A 15,224-nucleotide genomic window follows, 5' to 3' on the forward strand; every position below is an offset into this window, starting at 1 on the left:
GTCAGATCCCAGGCAAAAGGAAGCGCCGGTCATCACCGAGTGGTGATCATAACGAAGCCAGTGTCTGGATGAGTGCAACGCGTAAAGGGTTGGTTTCTACGCTCAGCAGCTTGATGGCCAAGGCGCAGCAGACCACGATCAACATAGGTTTGATCAGCCGTGGTCCGACCCGAACAGCGGCCCGTGCACCCAATTGAGCGCCGACGAAGGCTGCCAAAGCCATGGCAATGGCTACCGGCCAGATAATCACACCTTTGGTGATAAAGACCGACAGAGAACCGAGATTGCATGAGGCGTTGGCAAGTTTGGTAAAACTCATGGCCCGCATCATGCCCAGGCCGCAGAGCAGTACGAATCCGACGATAAAGAAAGAGCCCACACCGGGGCCAAATATACCGTCGTAGAAGCCAAGAATCGGCGCAACGCTAAACGAAAAAAGCAGAATGCCGATTCTCTTGCGTCGATCTTCATTGGCCAGCTTTGGAGAGAGCGCAAAATAGATGGCTACCAGGATCAGCATGATAGGTACGCAAACTTCCAGATAGCGTTTATCAATAGAGCTGACCAGCAAGGCACCACTGGCGCCGCCAATAAATCCGCAGATAACCAGGAAACGGCCTTCGCGCCACTCGATCATTCCTTTGCGAGCAAAGGTTACAGTTGCCGAAACAGTTGCCGAAGCGGCCTGGAACTTGTTCGTGGCAATCGCACTGATGGGGTCCATCCCAGCCAGAAAAAGTGCAGGCAATGTTATCAGCCCGCCCCCACCTGCAATGGCATCAAAAAAACCGGCGCAGAACGCCACGAGCGCCAATAGGCTAATTACATCCCAAGACATCCCAATCCCTCTTTTACAATTATTGGCAAGTCATCCGTGTGACTGGCCACTCAACAGTCAGGGCGTTTGGCAAACGTCAGCCCTGCAGCCTCAACGGGTCTTCTGAAATAACGATAGGAGACGAAATTTTCGACAGGCCAAAAATGCCCATTCTGTGCAAACCGATGATCAGCGTATGTCATCCAATTCCGTTAAAGCATACGGAGTATTCCGACAAACCAAGAGACTGCCAGAAAGGGCCGATTTCCAATATCTGAAATTTTTTGTGGACTCAGCCCCGGCAACCATTACGGGCACTTGCTGGCGTGGCGAGAGGAGGTGGGAATTGGCGCTTCGATGGTGCCTCGAGTAGTGCCTGGACAAATCGCAGGCATAAAAAAACCCTGAATCTTGCGATTCAGGGTTTTCGGTATTTGGTGCCCAGAGACGGAATCGAACCGCCGACACGGGGATTTTCAATCCCCTGCTCTACCGACTGAGCTATCTGGGCAACGGGGCGCATTAAACGGGTTTTTCAGGGGGTCGTCAAGCAAGTTTTCAAAAAAATTTTAATTATTACCGTCGCTTACGTTCCGACCCCCGATAAATCGGGGTTATTCCGACGGCGGCACGTAGCCTTCGGCCTTGGCGTAATCCTCGCCGGAGAAGTACTTGTCCATCTCGCCCTGGAGATATTTGCGATCTTCGGCGTTCATCATGTTCAGGCGTTTTTCGTTGATCAGCAGGGTCTGGTGTTTTTGCCAGTCGGCCCAGGCCTTGGCCGAGACGTGGTCAAAAATGTCCTGGCCTTTGGCGCCCGGGAAGGGAGCGCGCTCCAGGCCTGGTAATTCTTCTTTGTACTTGCGGCACATGATGGTGCGGGTCATGACGACTCTCCTGCGTTCAATACGGCGGCCGCGCGTTCGAGCAAGGTTTTGACCGGGGCGGCAAGGCCCAGGCGCGGCGGGGTGGCGAGGTTATACCAGAGCCAGTCAGCCTCGGCCACGTGGTGGCCGGACTCCTGGACCTGAACCAGCCAGGGTTCGATGGATAACTGAAAATGGCTGAAGGTGTGCACCAGGCTCGGTAATGCCTGTTGGGTGCCCAGCTCCAGCGAGTGCTGCGATGCCAGATGCGGCAGGTCGTCGAGGTCGTCGAGTTCCGGCAGGCTCCACAAGCCGCCCCACAGGCCCGTGGAGGGGCGACGGTAAAGCAGGATCGCGCCCTCGCCGTTGGCGAGCATCGGCATCAGTGTGCGTTTCTGCGGGATGGCCTTGCGCGGCTTGGGTATCGGGTAGCGGGTTTCCAGGCCGAGCATGTGCGCCTCACAGCCCTTTTCCAGCGGGCACAGCAGGCAGCTCGGTTTGCTGCGGGTGCAGAGCGTCGCGCCCAAGTCCATCATCGCCTGGGTGTAGGCGTTGACGCGGGTCTGCGGTGTAAAGCGCTCAGCGTTGGCCCAGAGCTGTTTGGCCACCTTCGGCTCGCCGGGGTAGCCCTCTTGTGCGGTAAATCGCGCCAGCACCCGTTTGACGTTGCCGTCGAGGATCGGCGCACGCAGGCCCATGCTGATGCTGGCAATGGCGCCAGCGGTGGACAGGCCGATCCCCGGCAGATCAGTGAGTTTTTCCACGTCTCGGGGAAATTCGCCGCCGTACTGCTCGACGACGATTTTCGCGGTCTTCTGCAAATTGCGCGCGCGGGTGTAGTAACCCAGGCCCGTCCACAGGTGCAGCACTTCGTCTTCCGGTGCCGCCGCCAGGGCTTCGACCGTTGGCAACGAAGCCATGAAGCGGTCGAAGTAGTTCAGCACGGTGCTGACCTGGGTCTGCTGCAACATGATTTCCGAGACCCATACCCGATACGGGTTGATGTCCTGCTGCCAGGGCAAATCGTGACGGCCGTGGCGGTCGAACCAGTCGAGCACCGCCGTTGAAAACTGCTCGGCTCTCATCGCTTGAACAGCTCCTTGAGCGCGTCTTTCAGTTTCGGGTTGACCTTGTCGCCCCATTTTTCGTCGATTTTTTCGCTGATCCTGTCGCCAGCCAGTTTGGACGCGACCTGGCTCATGCGGTCGTTATCCAAACGGCAAGCCTTGGCGCCCAGCTCCAGCGGGCCGCGGCAGCGCAGTGGCCACTCGATGCCGACAAACTTGTCGCCGACCTGACAGGCCGGGTCCGGCATGGCGCTGGTATCGCCTTCGACGATGATGCCGACGCGGTAGTCCATGCCCAGCACTCGCAGATCGATGTCACCGTCACCGTTGACGGTCATGCCGGGGATGCGCACTTTCAGGTCCGGGTTGCTGGCCACGCCGTTACGCAAGGTCAGGTTGCCCTTGAGCTCCTGGAACGGTGTGTCCTTGCCGCGCGGCTCACCGTTGAGGGTTTTGCGGTTGAGCGTGGCGATGCCTTTGCACAGCTGTTGCTCAAGGTTGGCGTTGAGCAGCACGCCATTGTTGATGACGAAACTGGCGTTGCCGTTGAGGGTTTCGATCAGTGCTTTCTGGCTGTTGCCGCTACCGGTCAGGCTGCTGTTGAGCGTGACCAGGCCTTTGACCGGCGGATTCTTGCCCTGGCTTTCGAGGATTTTTTCTGCCGGTACCCGGCTGATCTTCGTCTGCAGGTTCAGCGCCGGCACCGGCTGGCGTACATCGAGCGTGCCGTTGGTTTCGAAGCTGCCCTCGTACAGGTCGCCGCGCAGGTTGGCCAGTGTCAGCAGGCCGCCCTGGCCGGTGGCCTTGAGCGCAGCGTTATGGATCGGCAGTTTTTGCAGGGTCAACTGGCCGAAGCTCAGGTCGGCGTCCACATCGAGCTTGCTCAAGCGTTCCACTGGCAACAGGCGCTCGCTGCTCCACGCGTCCTTGGTCGGCGCAGGTGGCAACGGAGTACTGCCGGCGCCGGCCATGGCATCGGCTTCGGTGCTGGCGACTTCGGCCTGACGCACTTGTGTCGCGCTATTGGCCTCGGCGGATTTCGGCGGCAGGTAACGGTCGACGTTGAAGGTGTCGGCCTTGAGTGCTGCGCGCAACGATTGCTTTGCGAAGTCTTCGACGGCGATACGGCCGCTGAAGGTGCTGTCGTCGACTTTCAGGTTGAGATCGTCAAGCGACAGGCTGGTCGGTGTCGCTGCCAATCGGCTGACCAGCTCGACTTTGCTCAGGCTGCCTTCGGCCATGGCCGGGAGTTTCTGGCCGACGCTGTCGACGAATTTCGCCAGGTCGAACTGGGCAATCGAGATGCCGCCGCTGACCTGTGGGGTCTTGTCGAGGTCGTTGACCTTCAGTTCACCCAGTGCCCGCAGTTGGTTGGCGGAGATCTTGATACCAGTCCATTCGGCGATGTTGGCGGCCTTGTCCAGCACCAGCTGGCCCTGGGCGGCGAACGTCATGGTCTTGCCTTGCAATGGGTCGCCGGTCACTTCGCCGGACAACCTCATGTCTTCGAGCTGATAGCGCTGCAGTGCACGTGCTATGCGCACCTCACCGTTGAGCTCGGTACGCACTCGCAATGCCGGCTGGTTGGCTGACAGGAAAGCCGTGAGCTTGAGCGGGATGTTGACGGAGTCATGAACCGCACCGGTGCTCAACTGAATGCTTTCGGCGCTGAAGCTCTTGCCGGTTCGTTCATCGGTGTATTCAACCCGTGCGTTGTTCACGGTCAGGCTGTCGATGTCCAGGCGAATCGGTTGCGGCGGTTTTTCCGCCGCGACGTTGGCTTCAGGCGCAGGTTCGCCAGCGGCCGGCGGGGTGCTGGTCGCGTCGGTTTTGGTCGGTGCCGGCAGCTTGCCGATGTCTTGCCAGTTGCCGTGACCGTCCTTGTCGCGGTTCAGGCGCAGGTTCAGGCCTTCGACGCGCACGTCGCTCATCTGCACTTCGCGGCGTAGCAGCGGCAGTACGCGCACCGACAGGCCGAGCATCTGCAAGTCGGCGTACGGTTCGGTCGGCTTGACCATGGTCGCGACGCTGGCGTCGTGCAGCTCCAGGCCCAGCCACGGGAACAGGCTCCAGCCGATATCGCCATTGAGCGTCAGCTCGATGTGGGCCTTGTCGCGGGCTATCTGGCGAATCTCGTCTTTGTAGTCGTTGGGATCGAAGAGGTGGGTCAGGGCAAAGCCCAGCGCCACAATGATCAGCAACAGCCCGAGAAGTACCAGACCCAGGATTTTGCCGAACGCTTTCATGGGCGAGTCCTTGTAATTAGTCGAATTCAAAATTTAGCCGAAGAGTATAGCGCCCCCGAACAGACGGCCGGTCAGCGATCACGTCGGCAGTACATCCAGCGGCAGTTTCAACTTGGCCGCCAGTGCTTGCGCCTCCAGATGCCCGGCAGGCGCCAGCAAGCGCAGCGTCATACCCGATTGCTCGGCCATTTTCCGGGCTTCGGCGACCAGTCGCTCGGCAACCCCGCGGCGACGGGTAATTTTGCGCACACATATTTGGGACAAGTGCCAGGCATCTTGGTGCCTTTGCAAGCGGGCCGCGCCCAGCAGGCGATCATTGAAGCGTCCGGCGATCAGTGTGCCATCGCGCAAACAGTCTTCGATCAACTGCGCTTCCCCGGAAAACGGCGCGAACAGCCAGTCTGGGGCGTCGTGGTAGATCTTGTGCAGATCCTGCCGATCCTGGGCAGTGGCTTGGTTCAGCGGCTCGACAATGATCGGCATGGTGATTCCTGTGAGGTCATGAAGCGATGGAGATCGGATGACGTACAAAAGGTGATGTCAGTTTGGTTTTTCTGTCACTTGCAGATGGTAACCTTTGCCCGTTCGTCCGTCCTTCTGCGACCTGTTGTCGCACAACAAGGCGCTCCACCAAAAAAACGGTCATGCCTGCGTGCGTCAAGGCCGGGAGTGAACCGTGGCTGGCGAACCCTACTGATAATTGGGGGATACACAATGACCACGAGCATAACGGCGGACGGCTACAGCGCCGACCAGCCTGCGTTCCTGTTAAAGGAGCGGATCATCGCCAAGCCCGGTTTCAACCGCTGGCTGGTGCCACCGGCCGCGTTGGCCATCCACCTTTGCATCGGCATGGCCTACGGCTTTTCGGTGTTCTGGTTGCCGCTGTCCAAGGCACTGGGCATCACCGCTCCAGTGGCCTGCGCGCCAGACATGAGTTTTATCGCGCAAGTCTTTTCGTCCCAGTGTGACTGGCCGATCTCGATGCTCGGCTGGATCTACACCCTGTTCTTCATCTTCCTGGGTTGCTCGGCCGCCATCTGGGGTGGCTGGCTGGAGCATGCCGGGCCGCGCAAGGCCGGTGTTGTATCGGCGCTGTGCTGGTGTGGTGGTCTGCTGATCTCGGCACTGGGGGTGTATACCCACCAGATCTGGCTGATGTGGATCGGCTCCGGGGTCATTGGCGGTATCGGCCTGGGCCTGGGCTACATTTCGCCGGTGTCGACCCTGATCAAGTGGTTCCCGGACAAGCGCGGCATGGCGACCGGCATGGCGATCATGGGCTTTGGCGGCGGCGCAATGGTCGGTGCTCCGCTGGCGGCGGCGTTGATGGGGCATTTCGCTTCGCCAACCAGCGTCGGCGTGTGGCAGAGCTTCCTGGTGATGGCCGCGATCTACTTCGTGTTCATGATCGGTGGCGCATTGTCCTACCGAGTCCCGCCAACCGGCTGGAAGCCTGAAGGCTGGACCGCCCCGGCGAAAAAAGCCTCGAACGCAATGATCACTCATCGTCATGTTCACGTGAATGTGGCCTGGAAGACGCCGCAGTTCCGTCTGGTGTGGCTGGTGCTGTGCCTGAACGTATCGGCCGGTATCGGCATCCTCGGCATGGCGTCGCCGCTGCTGCAGGAAGTGTTCGGTGGCAAGTTGCTGGGCAATGACCTGGCATTCGGTCAACTCGATGCTTCACAACTGGCTTCAATTGCCGCCATTGCTGCCGGTTTCACCGGTTTGCTGAGTCTGTTCAACATCGGCGGGCGTTTCTTCTGGGCTTCGTTCTCGGATTACCTGGGCCGCAAAAACACCTACTTCGTGTTCTTCGCCCTGGGTTTTGCCCTGTATGCACTGATTCCGAACCTCGGCCACCTGGGCAACGTCGCGCTGTTCGTGGCGGCGTTCTGCATCATCCTGTCGATGTATGGCGGTGGTTTCGCGACTGTTCCGGCGTATCTGGCGGACCTGTTCGGTACGCAAATGGTCGGTGCGATCCATGGTCGCCTGCTGACGGCGTGGGCGGCTGCCGGCGTGCTCGGTCCAGTGCTGGTGAACTATCTGCGTGAGTATCAGCTGAGCATCGGCGTCGAGCGCGCAGCGGCGTACGACATCACCCTGTACATCCTCGCCGGCCTGCTGGTGCTGGGTTTCCTATGCAACCTGCTGGTGCGTCCGGTGGCCGACAAGTACTTCATGACCGACGCCGAACTGGCCGCCGAACAGGCATTGGGTCACGACAAAGGCGCTGACAGCAGCACGTCGCTGGAGTGGAAAGCCGCGCCGGGCACCAAGCCGCTGGCGGTTGCGGCGTGGTTGGTGGTGGGCACTCCGCTGGCGTGGGGTGTGTGGGTGACCTTGCAGAAGACGGCAGTGCTGTTTCACTAAGTAAACGCATCACCCTTGTAGGAGCGAGCCTGCTCGCGATAGCGGTCTGACAGTCGACAATGATGTTGAATGTGAGGGCCTCATCGCGAGCAGGCTCGCTCCTACAGTTGTTTTGGGGTGTCTGAAATGGCTTGTATGGACATGTCTATCGCCAACACCCCCGAATTCACTCCGTCAGGGATATCACCTCGCGTGTTTCTGTTTGGCGCCCGCGCCCCTATAATGACTGCCTTTTTCGCCCAATGATTTTGCGGAGCTGGTGATGGCCGAACGTAAGGCGTCTGTCGAGCGCGACACTCTGGAAACCCAGATCAAAGCCTCGATCAACCTCGATGGCACCGGAAAGGCCCGATTCGATATCGGTGTTCCTTTTCTTGAGCACATGCTGGACCAGATCGCCCGTCACGGGCTGATCGACCTGGATATTGTCAGCAAGGGCGACCTGCATATCGATGACCACCACACGGTGGAAGACGTCGGTATCACCCTCGGCCAGGCGTTTGCCAAAGCCATCGGCGACAAGAAAGGCATCCGTCGCTACGGCCACGCCTACGTGCCGCTCGATGAAGCGCTGTCGCGCGTGGTGATCGACTTCTCCGGTCGCCCAGGCCTGCAGATGCACGTGCCGTACACCCGCGCCACCGTGGGCGGCTTCGACGTTGACCTGTTCCAGGAATTCTTCCAGGGCTTCGTCAACCATGCATTGGTCAGCCTGCACATCGATAACCTGCGTGGCACCAACACCCACCACCAGATCGAAACCGTGTTCAAGGCTTTCGGCCGCGCCCTGCGCATGGCCGTGGAGCTCGATGACCGCATGGCCGGGCAAATGCCATCGACCAAGGGCGTCCTGTAATGCAGACAGTCGCGGTTATCGATTACGGCATGGGCAACCTGCACTCGGTGGCCAAGGCCCTCGAGCACGTCGGTGCCGGCAAGGTGCTGATCACCAGCGATGCGAACGTGATTCGCGAAGCCGACCGGGTGGTTTTCCCTGGCGTCGGCGCGATTCGCGATTGCATGGCGGAGATCCGTCGCCTCGGCTTCGATTCGCTGGTACGTGAAGTCAGCCAGGACCGTCCGTTCCTCGGCATCTGCGTGGGCATGCAAGCCTTGCTCGACACCAGCGAAGAGAACGACGGAGTCGACTGCATCGGCCTGTTCCCGGGTGCGGTGAAGTTCTTCGGCAAGGATCTGGTCGAAGACGGCGAACACCTGAAAGTCCCGCACATGGGCTGGAACGAAGTGAAGCAGAAGGTCAGTCACCCGCTGTGGCACGACATTCCGGACATGGCGCGGTTCTACTTCGTGCACAGCTACTACATCGCTGCCGCCAACGCGCGGCAGGTGGTGGGGGGCGGTCACTACGGTGTCGATTTCGCCGCGGCGCTGGCCGAAGGCTCGCGTTTCGCCGTGCAGTTCCACCCGGAGAAAAGCCATACCCATGGCCTGCAGTTGCTGCAGAACTTCGCTGCGTGGGACGGTCGCTGGTAAATGGCAACCAAGAAGTCCAAGCCGCCGATTCTGACCCTCACTCCCGAGCAGGAGAGCGAGGCCAATCGCAAGATCAAGCGTTTCATGGAGGACCGCTTCGAACTCGACCTCGGCTCGTTCGAGGCGGCGGAGATTCTTGAGCTGTTTACCCGTGAAATTGCTCCGCACTATTACAACAGGGCGATTTTCGATGTGCAGGCGCACCTCAAAGAGAGGTTCGAAAGCATCGAAAGTGACCTGTGGGCGCTCGAGAAAAACTGATTTCCGAGCCAAGCTGATCATTCAAATTTGAAGGTTTGCCAGATGCTGATTATTCCCGCTATCGATCTTAAAGACGGTGCCTGTGTTCGTCTGCGCCAGGGCCGTATGGAAGATTCCACGGTGTTCTCCGATGACCCGGTGAGCATGGCTGCCAAGTGGGTGGAGGGCGGTTGCCGTCGTCTGCATCTGGTCGACCTGAACGGCGCGTTCGAAGGCCAGCCAGTCAACGGCGAAGTGGTGACTGCCATCGCCAAACGCTACCCGAACCTGCCGATCCAGATCGGCGGCGGTATCCGCTCCCTGGAAACCATCGAGCACTACGTGAAAGCGGGCGTGAGCTACGTGATCATCGGCACCAAGGCCGTGAAAGATCCGGCCTTCGTCGCTGAAGCCTGCCGCGCGTTCCCGGGAAAGGTAATCGTTGGCCTGGACGCCAAGGACGGTTTCGTCGCCACCGATGGCTGGGCTGAGATCAGCACCATTCAGGTGATCGACCTGGCCAAGCAGTTCGAAGCCGACGGCGTGTCCGCCATCGTTTATACCGACATCGCCAAAGACGGCATGATGCAGGGTTGCAACGTACCGTTTACCGCCGCGCTGGCTGCTGCAACAAAGATCCCGGTGATCGCTTCCGGCGGCATCCACAACCTGGGTGACATCAAGACCCTGCTCGACGCCAAGGCGCCAGGCATCATCGGCGCGATCACCGGCCGTGCGATCTACGAAGGCACCCTCGACGTCGCCGAAGCGCAAGCTTTCTGCGATTCGTACAAAGGCTGAGGAAACGACCATGGCCCTGGCCAAACGCATCATCCCTTGCCTGGACGTGGACAACGGCCGGGTGGTCAAGGGTGTGAAGTTCGAAAACATCCGCGACGCCGGTGACCCGGTGGAAATTGCTCGTCGCTACGACGAGCAAGGTGCCGACGAGATTACCTTTCTCGACATCACCGCCAGCGTCGACGGCCGCGACACCACGCTGCACACCGTCGAACGCATGGCCAGCCAGGTGTTCATCCCACTGACCGTGGGCGGCGGCGTACGCACCGTGCAGGACATCCGCAACCTGCTCAATGCCGGCGCGGACAAGGTTTCGATCAACACCGCCGCGGTGTTCAACCCGGAATTCGTCGGCGAGGCCGCGCAGCATTTCGGTTCGCAATGCATTGTGGTGGCCATCGACGCGAAGAAGGTTTCCGGGCCGGGCGAAACCCCGCGCTGGGAAATCTTCACCCACGGCGGTCGCAAGCCAACCGGTCTCGATGCCGTTGAGTGGGCGAAGAAAATGGAAGGCCTGGGTGCCGGCGAAATCCTGCTGACCAGCATGGACCAGGACGGCATGAAAAACGGCTTCGACCTGGGCGTCACCCGCGCCATCAGCGATGCGCTGGGCATTCCGGTGATTGCCTCCGGCGGTGTCGGCAACCTGCAGCACCTGGCCGACGGCATTATCGAAGGCCACGCCAGTGCGGTATTGGCGGCAAGTATTTTCCACTTCGGCGAATACACCGTGCAGGAAGCCAAGGCCTATATGGCCCATCGCGGAATAGTGATGCGCTAAACATACAGGCTAGTGGACATCATGGCGGGCCCAAGGCACTCTTGGGTACGCCATGGATTTCGGTAGCCAGATATGCTTAAACGCTTTCTTCTCGTTCTCGCCAGTGCTTCTCTGTTGCTCATTAACGGGGCACACGCTGCAGATCGTTCCGATACCGGCCTGGTGTTGCTGACGGAAAACTTCCCGCCATACAACATGGCGAAGAACGGCAAGAACTTCGCTCAGGACGAGAACATCAATGGCATCGCCACCGATATCGTCCGCGAGATCTTCAAGCGCGCCGACATTACCTACAGCCTGACGCTGCGTTTCCCTTGGGAGCGAATCTACAAACTCACCCTGGAAAAACCCGGTTACGGCGTATTCGTCATGGCGCGGTTGCCGGATCGCGAAAAGCTATTCAAATGGGTAGGTCCGATTGGCCCGGATGACTGGATCATGCTGGCCAAGGCTGACAGCAAGATCACCCTCGAAACCTTGAATGACGCGCGCAAGTACAAGATCGGCGCCTACAAGGGCGACGCCATTGCCGAGACGCTGGCCAAGCAAGGCCTCAACCCGATCGTTGTGCTGCGTGATCAGGACAACGCGAAAAAACTGGTCAACGGCCAGATCGACCTGTGGGCCACCGGTGACCCGGCCGGGCGCTATCTGGCGCGCCAGGAAGGGGTTAACGGGTTGAAAACCGTACTGCGTTTCAACAGTGCCGAACTGTACCTGGCGCTGAACAAGAATGTGCCGGACGAAACGGTGGCCAAGCTCCAGGCGGCACTGGACCAGATGCGCAAGGAAGGGCGGGTGGACGAGATCATGGCGCAGTATCTGTAGAGTCCTGCACAAATCAATGTGGGAGCGAGCCTGCTCGCGAAAGCGGTTTTACAGTCGACATTTGCGGTGACTGTCATGACCCCATCGCGAGCAGGCTCGCTCCCACAGTTGTTTGGTCGTGCCCACGGATTAGCGGTACACCCCATCCTTGCCATGCGCCGCCGTCGCCCGGTTGCTGCGCACACTGATCATCTGCCGGATATCAATCCACTCGATCCCCTGAGCCTTGAGCTTGGGTAATTCGCGTTCCAGCACCGCCAGGGTCTGGGGATACGGATGCCCGATCATCACCGCCGAACCCTGCTTGTGCGCGAGGCTGATCGCGGTCTGCAACTGGGTCAGGATTGCTGCTTCAGTACGTTCATCATCGAGAAACACATCCCGCGAAACGCTCGCCAGACCGATCTTCTGTGCTTGGGCAGCGGCCACAGTCCCGGCACTGGTGCGGCTGTCGACGAAGAACTTGTGTCGTCGTTGCAAATCCGCCATCAGCCAGGCCATAGCCGCTGGTTGTGCGGTCATGCGGCTGCCCATGTGGTTGTTGATGCCGCTGGCGTATGGGACCATTTTGAACGCGGCGTTCAGGCGTTTTTCCAGCTCCTCGACGGGCAGCTCGGGATGCCAGGCGAACGGTCCGGTGGCCGGATCCATAGGCATGTGCAGAATGACGATCTTGCCGGCGCGACGGGCTTCGCGGGCGAACTCGGTGGCGTGGGGCGTGTCCGGCATGATTGCCGTGGTCACAGGGCCGGGCAGGGCCAGCACGCGGCGATCCCGGGGCAGGTTCTGCCCCAGGTCATCGATGATCAGACTCAGGTAGGCTTTGTGGGGCGTCGATCCGGCGGGTTCTGCGTGAGCAATACCCGCCAGACAACACAACAGCCCGATCAGCAACCGCAGAAGCATCTCAACGGCCGGACGTGATGCTCAGCCCTTTGAGCAGGCTCAGGGCCTGGGCCAATTGGTAATCATCGTCCTGTGGCATCGGCTTGGCTTTGCCGCTGGAACCGGTCGGTTTGTCTGCGCCGCCGTTGCCGTTGCCCAGGTGACCCTGCAGGTCCGCTTCCTTGAAGTAGTCGCTGTCCTGCTCGCTGGTGATCTTGGCCTTGCGCACTTCGATGTCCGGGACGATGCCCTGGGCCTGGATGGAGCGGCCGTTCGGCGTGTAATACAACGCCGTGGTGATCTTCAATGCGCGTTCGTTGTTGAGCGGCAGAACCGTCTGTACCGAGCCCTTGCCGAAACTGGTGGTGCCCATCAGCACGGCACGTTTCTGGTCCTGCAGGGCGCCGGCGACAATTTCCGAAGCCGAAGCGCTGCCGCCGTTGATCAGCACGACCATTGGCACGGCTTCGCTTTCGTCCTTGCCAGTGGCAGAGAAGCGCAGCTCGGAGTTGGCAATACGGCCCTTGGTGTAAACGATCAGGCCCTTGGTGATGAAATGGTCGACCACTTCGACCGCCGATTGCAACACCCCGCCCGGGTTGTTGCGCAGGTCGAGAATGATGCCCTTGAGCTTCTTGCCGTTGTCCTTGCGCAGCTTGGCCAGGGCCTTGGAAACCTCTTCGCCGGTCTTGACCTGGAACTGGGTGATGCGGATATAGCCGTAGCCCGACTCCAGCAACTGGCTCTTCACGCTCTTCACCTGAATGACGGCGCGGGTCAGGGTCACGTCGAACGGTGTGCCGCCGTCGCGCACCAGGGTCAGGGTGATTTTCTGGCCGATCTTGCCGCGCATCTTGTCGACGGCTTCGGTCATGCTCTGGCCACGGGTGGGTTGGCCGTTGATCTTGACGATGAAGTCGCCGGCCTGGATGCCGGCCTTGGAGGCCGGGGTGTCATCGATGGGCGAAACCACCTTGATGAAGCCGTCTTCGGCACCGACTTCGATACCCAGGCCACCGAATTCCCCGCTGGTGCTTTCCTGCAACTCGGCGAAGTCTTCAGGGCCGAGGTAGGCCGAATGCGGATCGAGGTTGCCGAGCATGCCCTTGATGGCGTTTTCCAGCAGAGTCTTGTCGTCCACTGGTTCGACGTAAGCGGCTTTGATCCGGTCCATCACCTCGGCAAAGGTGCGCAACTCATCCAGCGGCAGTGGCGCCTTGGTGGTCGCAACAGTGCCTGCAGGCGCAACCGCCGGGGCTGGTTGAGCGGCAAACGCCAGAGGCGCGCCGATCACCAGGGCGATCGTCAGGGCCAGCGAGGTAAGGCGGGACAAATACAGCATGTCGAACGAACTCCTAATGTAGGTAACTCAACGCCTATCCTTGCGCGTGGCACCATTGCGCGGGGTCACTCGGGTGACCCAGCTGACGAATTGCGAAATACAGCGCTGGTGTGTCCTGCCCGCCACTGTTACCGACAGTGGAAATAGGCTCACCGGCTTTTACAACGTCACCCGCAGACTTGAGCAGCGTCTGGTTGTGACCGTACAGACTCAGATAACCATTGCCGTGGTCGAGAATCACCAGCAACCCGGCGCCACGCAACCAGTCGGCGAATACCACGCGACCACCGTGTACGGCACGCACCGCACTGCCGGCAGACGCGCCGATCATCACGCCGTCCCACTTGGTCCGGGCATCGTCGCCACGGCTTTCACCGAAACGCGCCAGCAGTCGACCGTCGACAGGCCAGGGAAGTTTGCCGCGGGTTGACGCAAACGGGCCGCCAAAGGTCTCGCCGGAACTGGAAACCAGTGCGCCTGGTGTCGATCTGACCGGTTTGCGTGGGGCATCGTCGCTGGCATCTGCCTGCGCCTGGGCCTCACGTAAACGCTTTTTTTCGGCTTCCTGCTGGGCAATCAGCGCTTTTTGCCGCGCTTCTTCTGCCTCACGGGCCTGGCGGGCCAGGGTTTCTTCAATGGTTTTAAGGACTTTAGACAGGTCTGCCTGATCCTGCTCGCGAGCAGCCAGTTTCTGATCGCGAGCCTTTACGTCGTCATTGAGTTTGGCCAGGACTTTCTGGCGCTCCTGGCGAACTTTCTCGAGTTCGTCACGCTGGGTATCGAGGCTGCTTTGCTGCACCAGCAATTGCGCCTGTTGCATGGCGATGTCTTTCTCGACGTTTGACAGTTGGCGCAGGGTTTCGTTGAAACTTTTCAGCTGCTCCAGGCGAGCCTGGCTCAGGTAGTCGTAATAGGTGAGGGTGCGAGCGAATTTTTCAGGATTTTGCTGGTTGAGCAGCAGCTTGAGGTATTCCTGACGACCGTTCTGGTAGGCCGCCCGGGCCTGCATGGCGATCAGTCGTTGCTGCTCAGTGCGCGCGCTCTGGAGTTTTTTTTTCTCTGCATCGAGGCGCTGTAGCTCGGCTTCGCTTTTCTTCAGCTCTTTTTGCAGGGCTTCGACCTGCTTCTCGAGCTTGCCCATTTCGGTTTCGGTGCCCTTGAGCTCTTTCTGCACACCGGACTTCTCTTCCTGCAGCTTGCCCAGCAGTTTCTTCAGCTCGGCAATATCCTGACGCGTGGCGTCCAACTGTTGTTGGGTGTCTGCGCGCTCGTCAGCAAAGGCCGGTTGGAGCAGGCATGTCAAGGCTAGGGCTATCAGGACGCGAAGCATAGGGGCGGGCGGCACCAGGGAAAGGGACAGCCTAGTATGCCCGCCATGGGCGGCAAAAAAAATGCCCATTTCTGACTGTGTGATAACTGGGCCGAAAAACACCGATAACCCACTGTAGGAGCAGCCGGTCGACGCTCGACTGCTCGCG

15 protein-coding genes and 1 tRNA gene are annotated in these 15,224 nt (G+C 59.9%); 7 read left to right on the forward strand and 9 right to left on the reverse strand.

What is annotated here, in order from left to right; genetic code table 11:
* Positions 1 to 46: 46 nt before the first annotated feature.
* From KGA83_RS20960 to KGA83_RS20985, 6 genes are all read right to left on the reverse strand, one after another.
* Positions 47 to 838, reverse strand: a complete 792-nt coding sequence (locus KGA83_RS20960) for a TSUP family transporter (RefSeq protein ID WP_108216176.1) — start codon at positions 836 to 838, stop codon at positions 47 to 49.
* A 414-nt stretch (positions 839 to 1,252) separates the two neighbouring features.
* Positions 1,253 to 1,328 (reverse strand) — tRNA-Phe (locus tag KGA83_RS20965).
* 103 nt (positions 1,329 to 1,431) lie between these two features.
* On the reverse strand, positions 1,432 to 1,704 hold the full coding sequence (locus KGA83_RS20970) for an oxidative damage protection protein (RefSeq protein ID WP_007972770.1): 273 nt from the start codon (positions 1,702 to 1,704) through the stop codon (positions 1,432 to 1,434).
* Complete coding sequence (mutY, locus tag KGA83_RS20975) at positions 1,701 to 2,768, reverse strand: A/G-specific adenine glycosylase (RefSeq protein ID WP_223530769.1); 1,068 nt, start codon at positions 2,766 to 2,768, stop codon at positions 1,701 to 1,703. Before mutY ends, KGA83_RS20970 begins: the two co-directional genes overlap by 4 nt.
* A complete protein-coding gene (locus KGA83_RS20980; protein WP_223530771.1) occupies positions 2,765 to 4,996 on the reverse strand; it encodes an AsmA family protein in 2,232 nt (743 codons plus the stop codon). The genes mutY and KGA83_RS20980 overlap by 4 nt, the downstream gene beginning before the upstream one ends.
* A gap of 78 nt (positions 4,997 to 5,074) precedes the next feature.
* Positions 5,075 to 5,479, reverse strand: a complete 405-nt coding sequence (locus tag KGA83_RS20985; protein ID WP_108216179.1) for an acetyl-CoA sensor PanZ family protein — start codon at positions 5,477 to 5,479, stop codon at positions 5,075 to 5,077.
* Positions 5,480 to 5,710: 231 nt separating this feature from the next.
* Between KGA83_RS20985 and KGA83_RS20990 the strand changes: the two genes are divergently transcribed.
* The 7 genes from KGA83_RS20990 to KGA83_RS21020 all read left to right on the forward strand — a co-directional run bounded on the left by KGA83_RS20990 (position 5,711) and on the right by KGA83_RS21020 (position 11,519).
* On the forward strand, positions 5,711 to 7,375 hold the full coding sequence (locus KGA83_RS20990; protein WP_223530773.1) for an OFA family MFS transporter: 1,665 nt from the start codon (positions 5,711 to 5,713) through the stop codon (positions 7,373 to 7,375).
* A 262-nt stretch (positions 7,376 to 7,637) separates the two neighbouring features.
* Complete coding sequence (gene hisB / locus KGA83_RS20995; protein WP_003218037.1) at positions 7,638 to 8,231, forward strand: imidazoleglycerol-phosphate dehydratase HisB; 594 nt, start codon at positions 7,638 to 7,640, stop codon at positions 8,229 to 8,231.
* Positions 8,231 to 8,869, forward strand: coding sequence for an imidazole glycerol phosphate synthase subunit HisH (hisH, locus tag KGA83_RS21000; RefSeq protein WP_008047713.1), 639 nt, complete (start codon positions 8,231 to 8,233; stop codon positions 8,867 to 8,869). Before hisB ends, hisH begins: the two co-directional genes overlap by 1 nt.
* Positions 8,870 to 9,130 (forward strand): DUF2164 domain-containing protein, encoded by a 261-nt coding sequence (locus tag KGA83_RS21005; RefSeq protein WP_095942301.1) that lies wholly within the window; start codon positions 8,870 to 8,872, stop codon positions 9,128 to 9,130. It abuts the gene before it with no gap.
* Between the two features lie 42 nt (positions 9,131 to 9,172).
* Positions 9,173 to 9,910, forward strand: a complete 738-nt coding sequence (gene hisA / locus KGA83_RS21010; RefSeq protein ID WP_007972753.1) for a 1-(5-phosphoribosyl)-5-[(5-phosphoribosylamino)methylideneamino]imidazole-4-carboxamide isomerase — start codon at positions 9,173 to 9,175, stop codon at positions 9,908 to 9,910.
* Positions 9,911 to 9,920: 10 nt separating this feature from the next.
* Positions 9,921 to 10,691: an imidazole glycerol phosphate synthase subunit HisF gene (hisF, locus tag KGA83_RS21015; protein WP_007972752.1), complete on the forward strand. Its 771-nt coding sequence runs from the start codon at positions 9,921 to 9,923 to the stop codon at positions 10,689 to 10,691.
* Positions 10,692 to 10,763: 72 nt separating this feature from the next.
* Entirely contained in the window at positions 10,764 to 11,519 is a 756-nt protein-coding gene (locus KGA83_RS21020; RefSeq protein ID WP_115947409.1) for a substrate-binding periplasmic protein, read from the forward strand.
* 129 nt (positions 11,520 to 11,648) lie between these two features.
* Here KGA83_RS21020 and KGA83_RS21025 read toward each other — a convergent pair whose 3' ends face one another.
* From KGA83_RS21025 to KGA83_RS21035, 3 genes are read right to left on the reverse strand one after another with little or no spacing between them, the layout of a single operon-like run.
* Positions 11,649 to 12,425: a divergent polysaccharide deacetylase family protein gene (locus KGA83_RS21025; protein ID WP_108216183.1), complete on the reverse strand. Its 777-nt coding sequence runs from the start codon at positions 12,423 to 12,425 to the stop codon at positions 11,649 to 11,651.
* 1 nt (position 12,426) lies between these two features.
* Entirely contained in the window at positions 12,427 to 13,746 is a 1,320-nt protein-coding gene (locus tag KGA83_RS21030) for a S41 family peptidase (protein ID WP_223530775.1), read from the reverse strand.
* A 34-nt stretch (positions 13,747 to 13,780) separates the two neighbouring features.
* Positions 13,781 to 15,076: a murein hydrolase activator EnvC family protein gene (locus KGA83_RS21035; RefSeq protein WP_108216185.1), complete on the reverse strand. Its 1,296-nt coding sequence runs from the start codon at positions 15,074 to 15,076 to the stop codon at positions 13,781 to 13,783.
* Between the last annotated feature and the right edge of the window lie 148 nt (positions 15,077 to 15,224).

Source organism: Pseudomonas sp. GL-R-19 (assembly GCF_019956375.1).
Taxonomy (GTDB): Bacteria; Pseudomonadota; Gammaproteobacteria; order Pseudomonadales; family Pseudomonadaceae; genus Aquipseudomonas.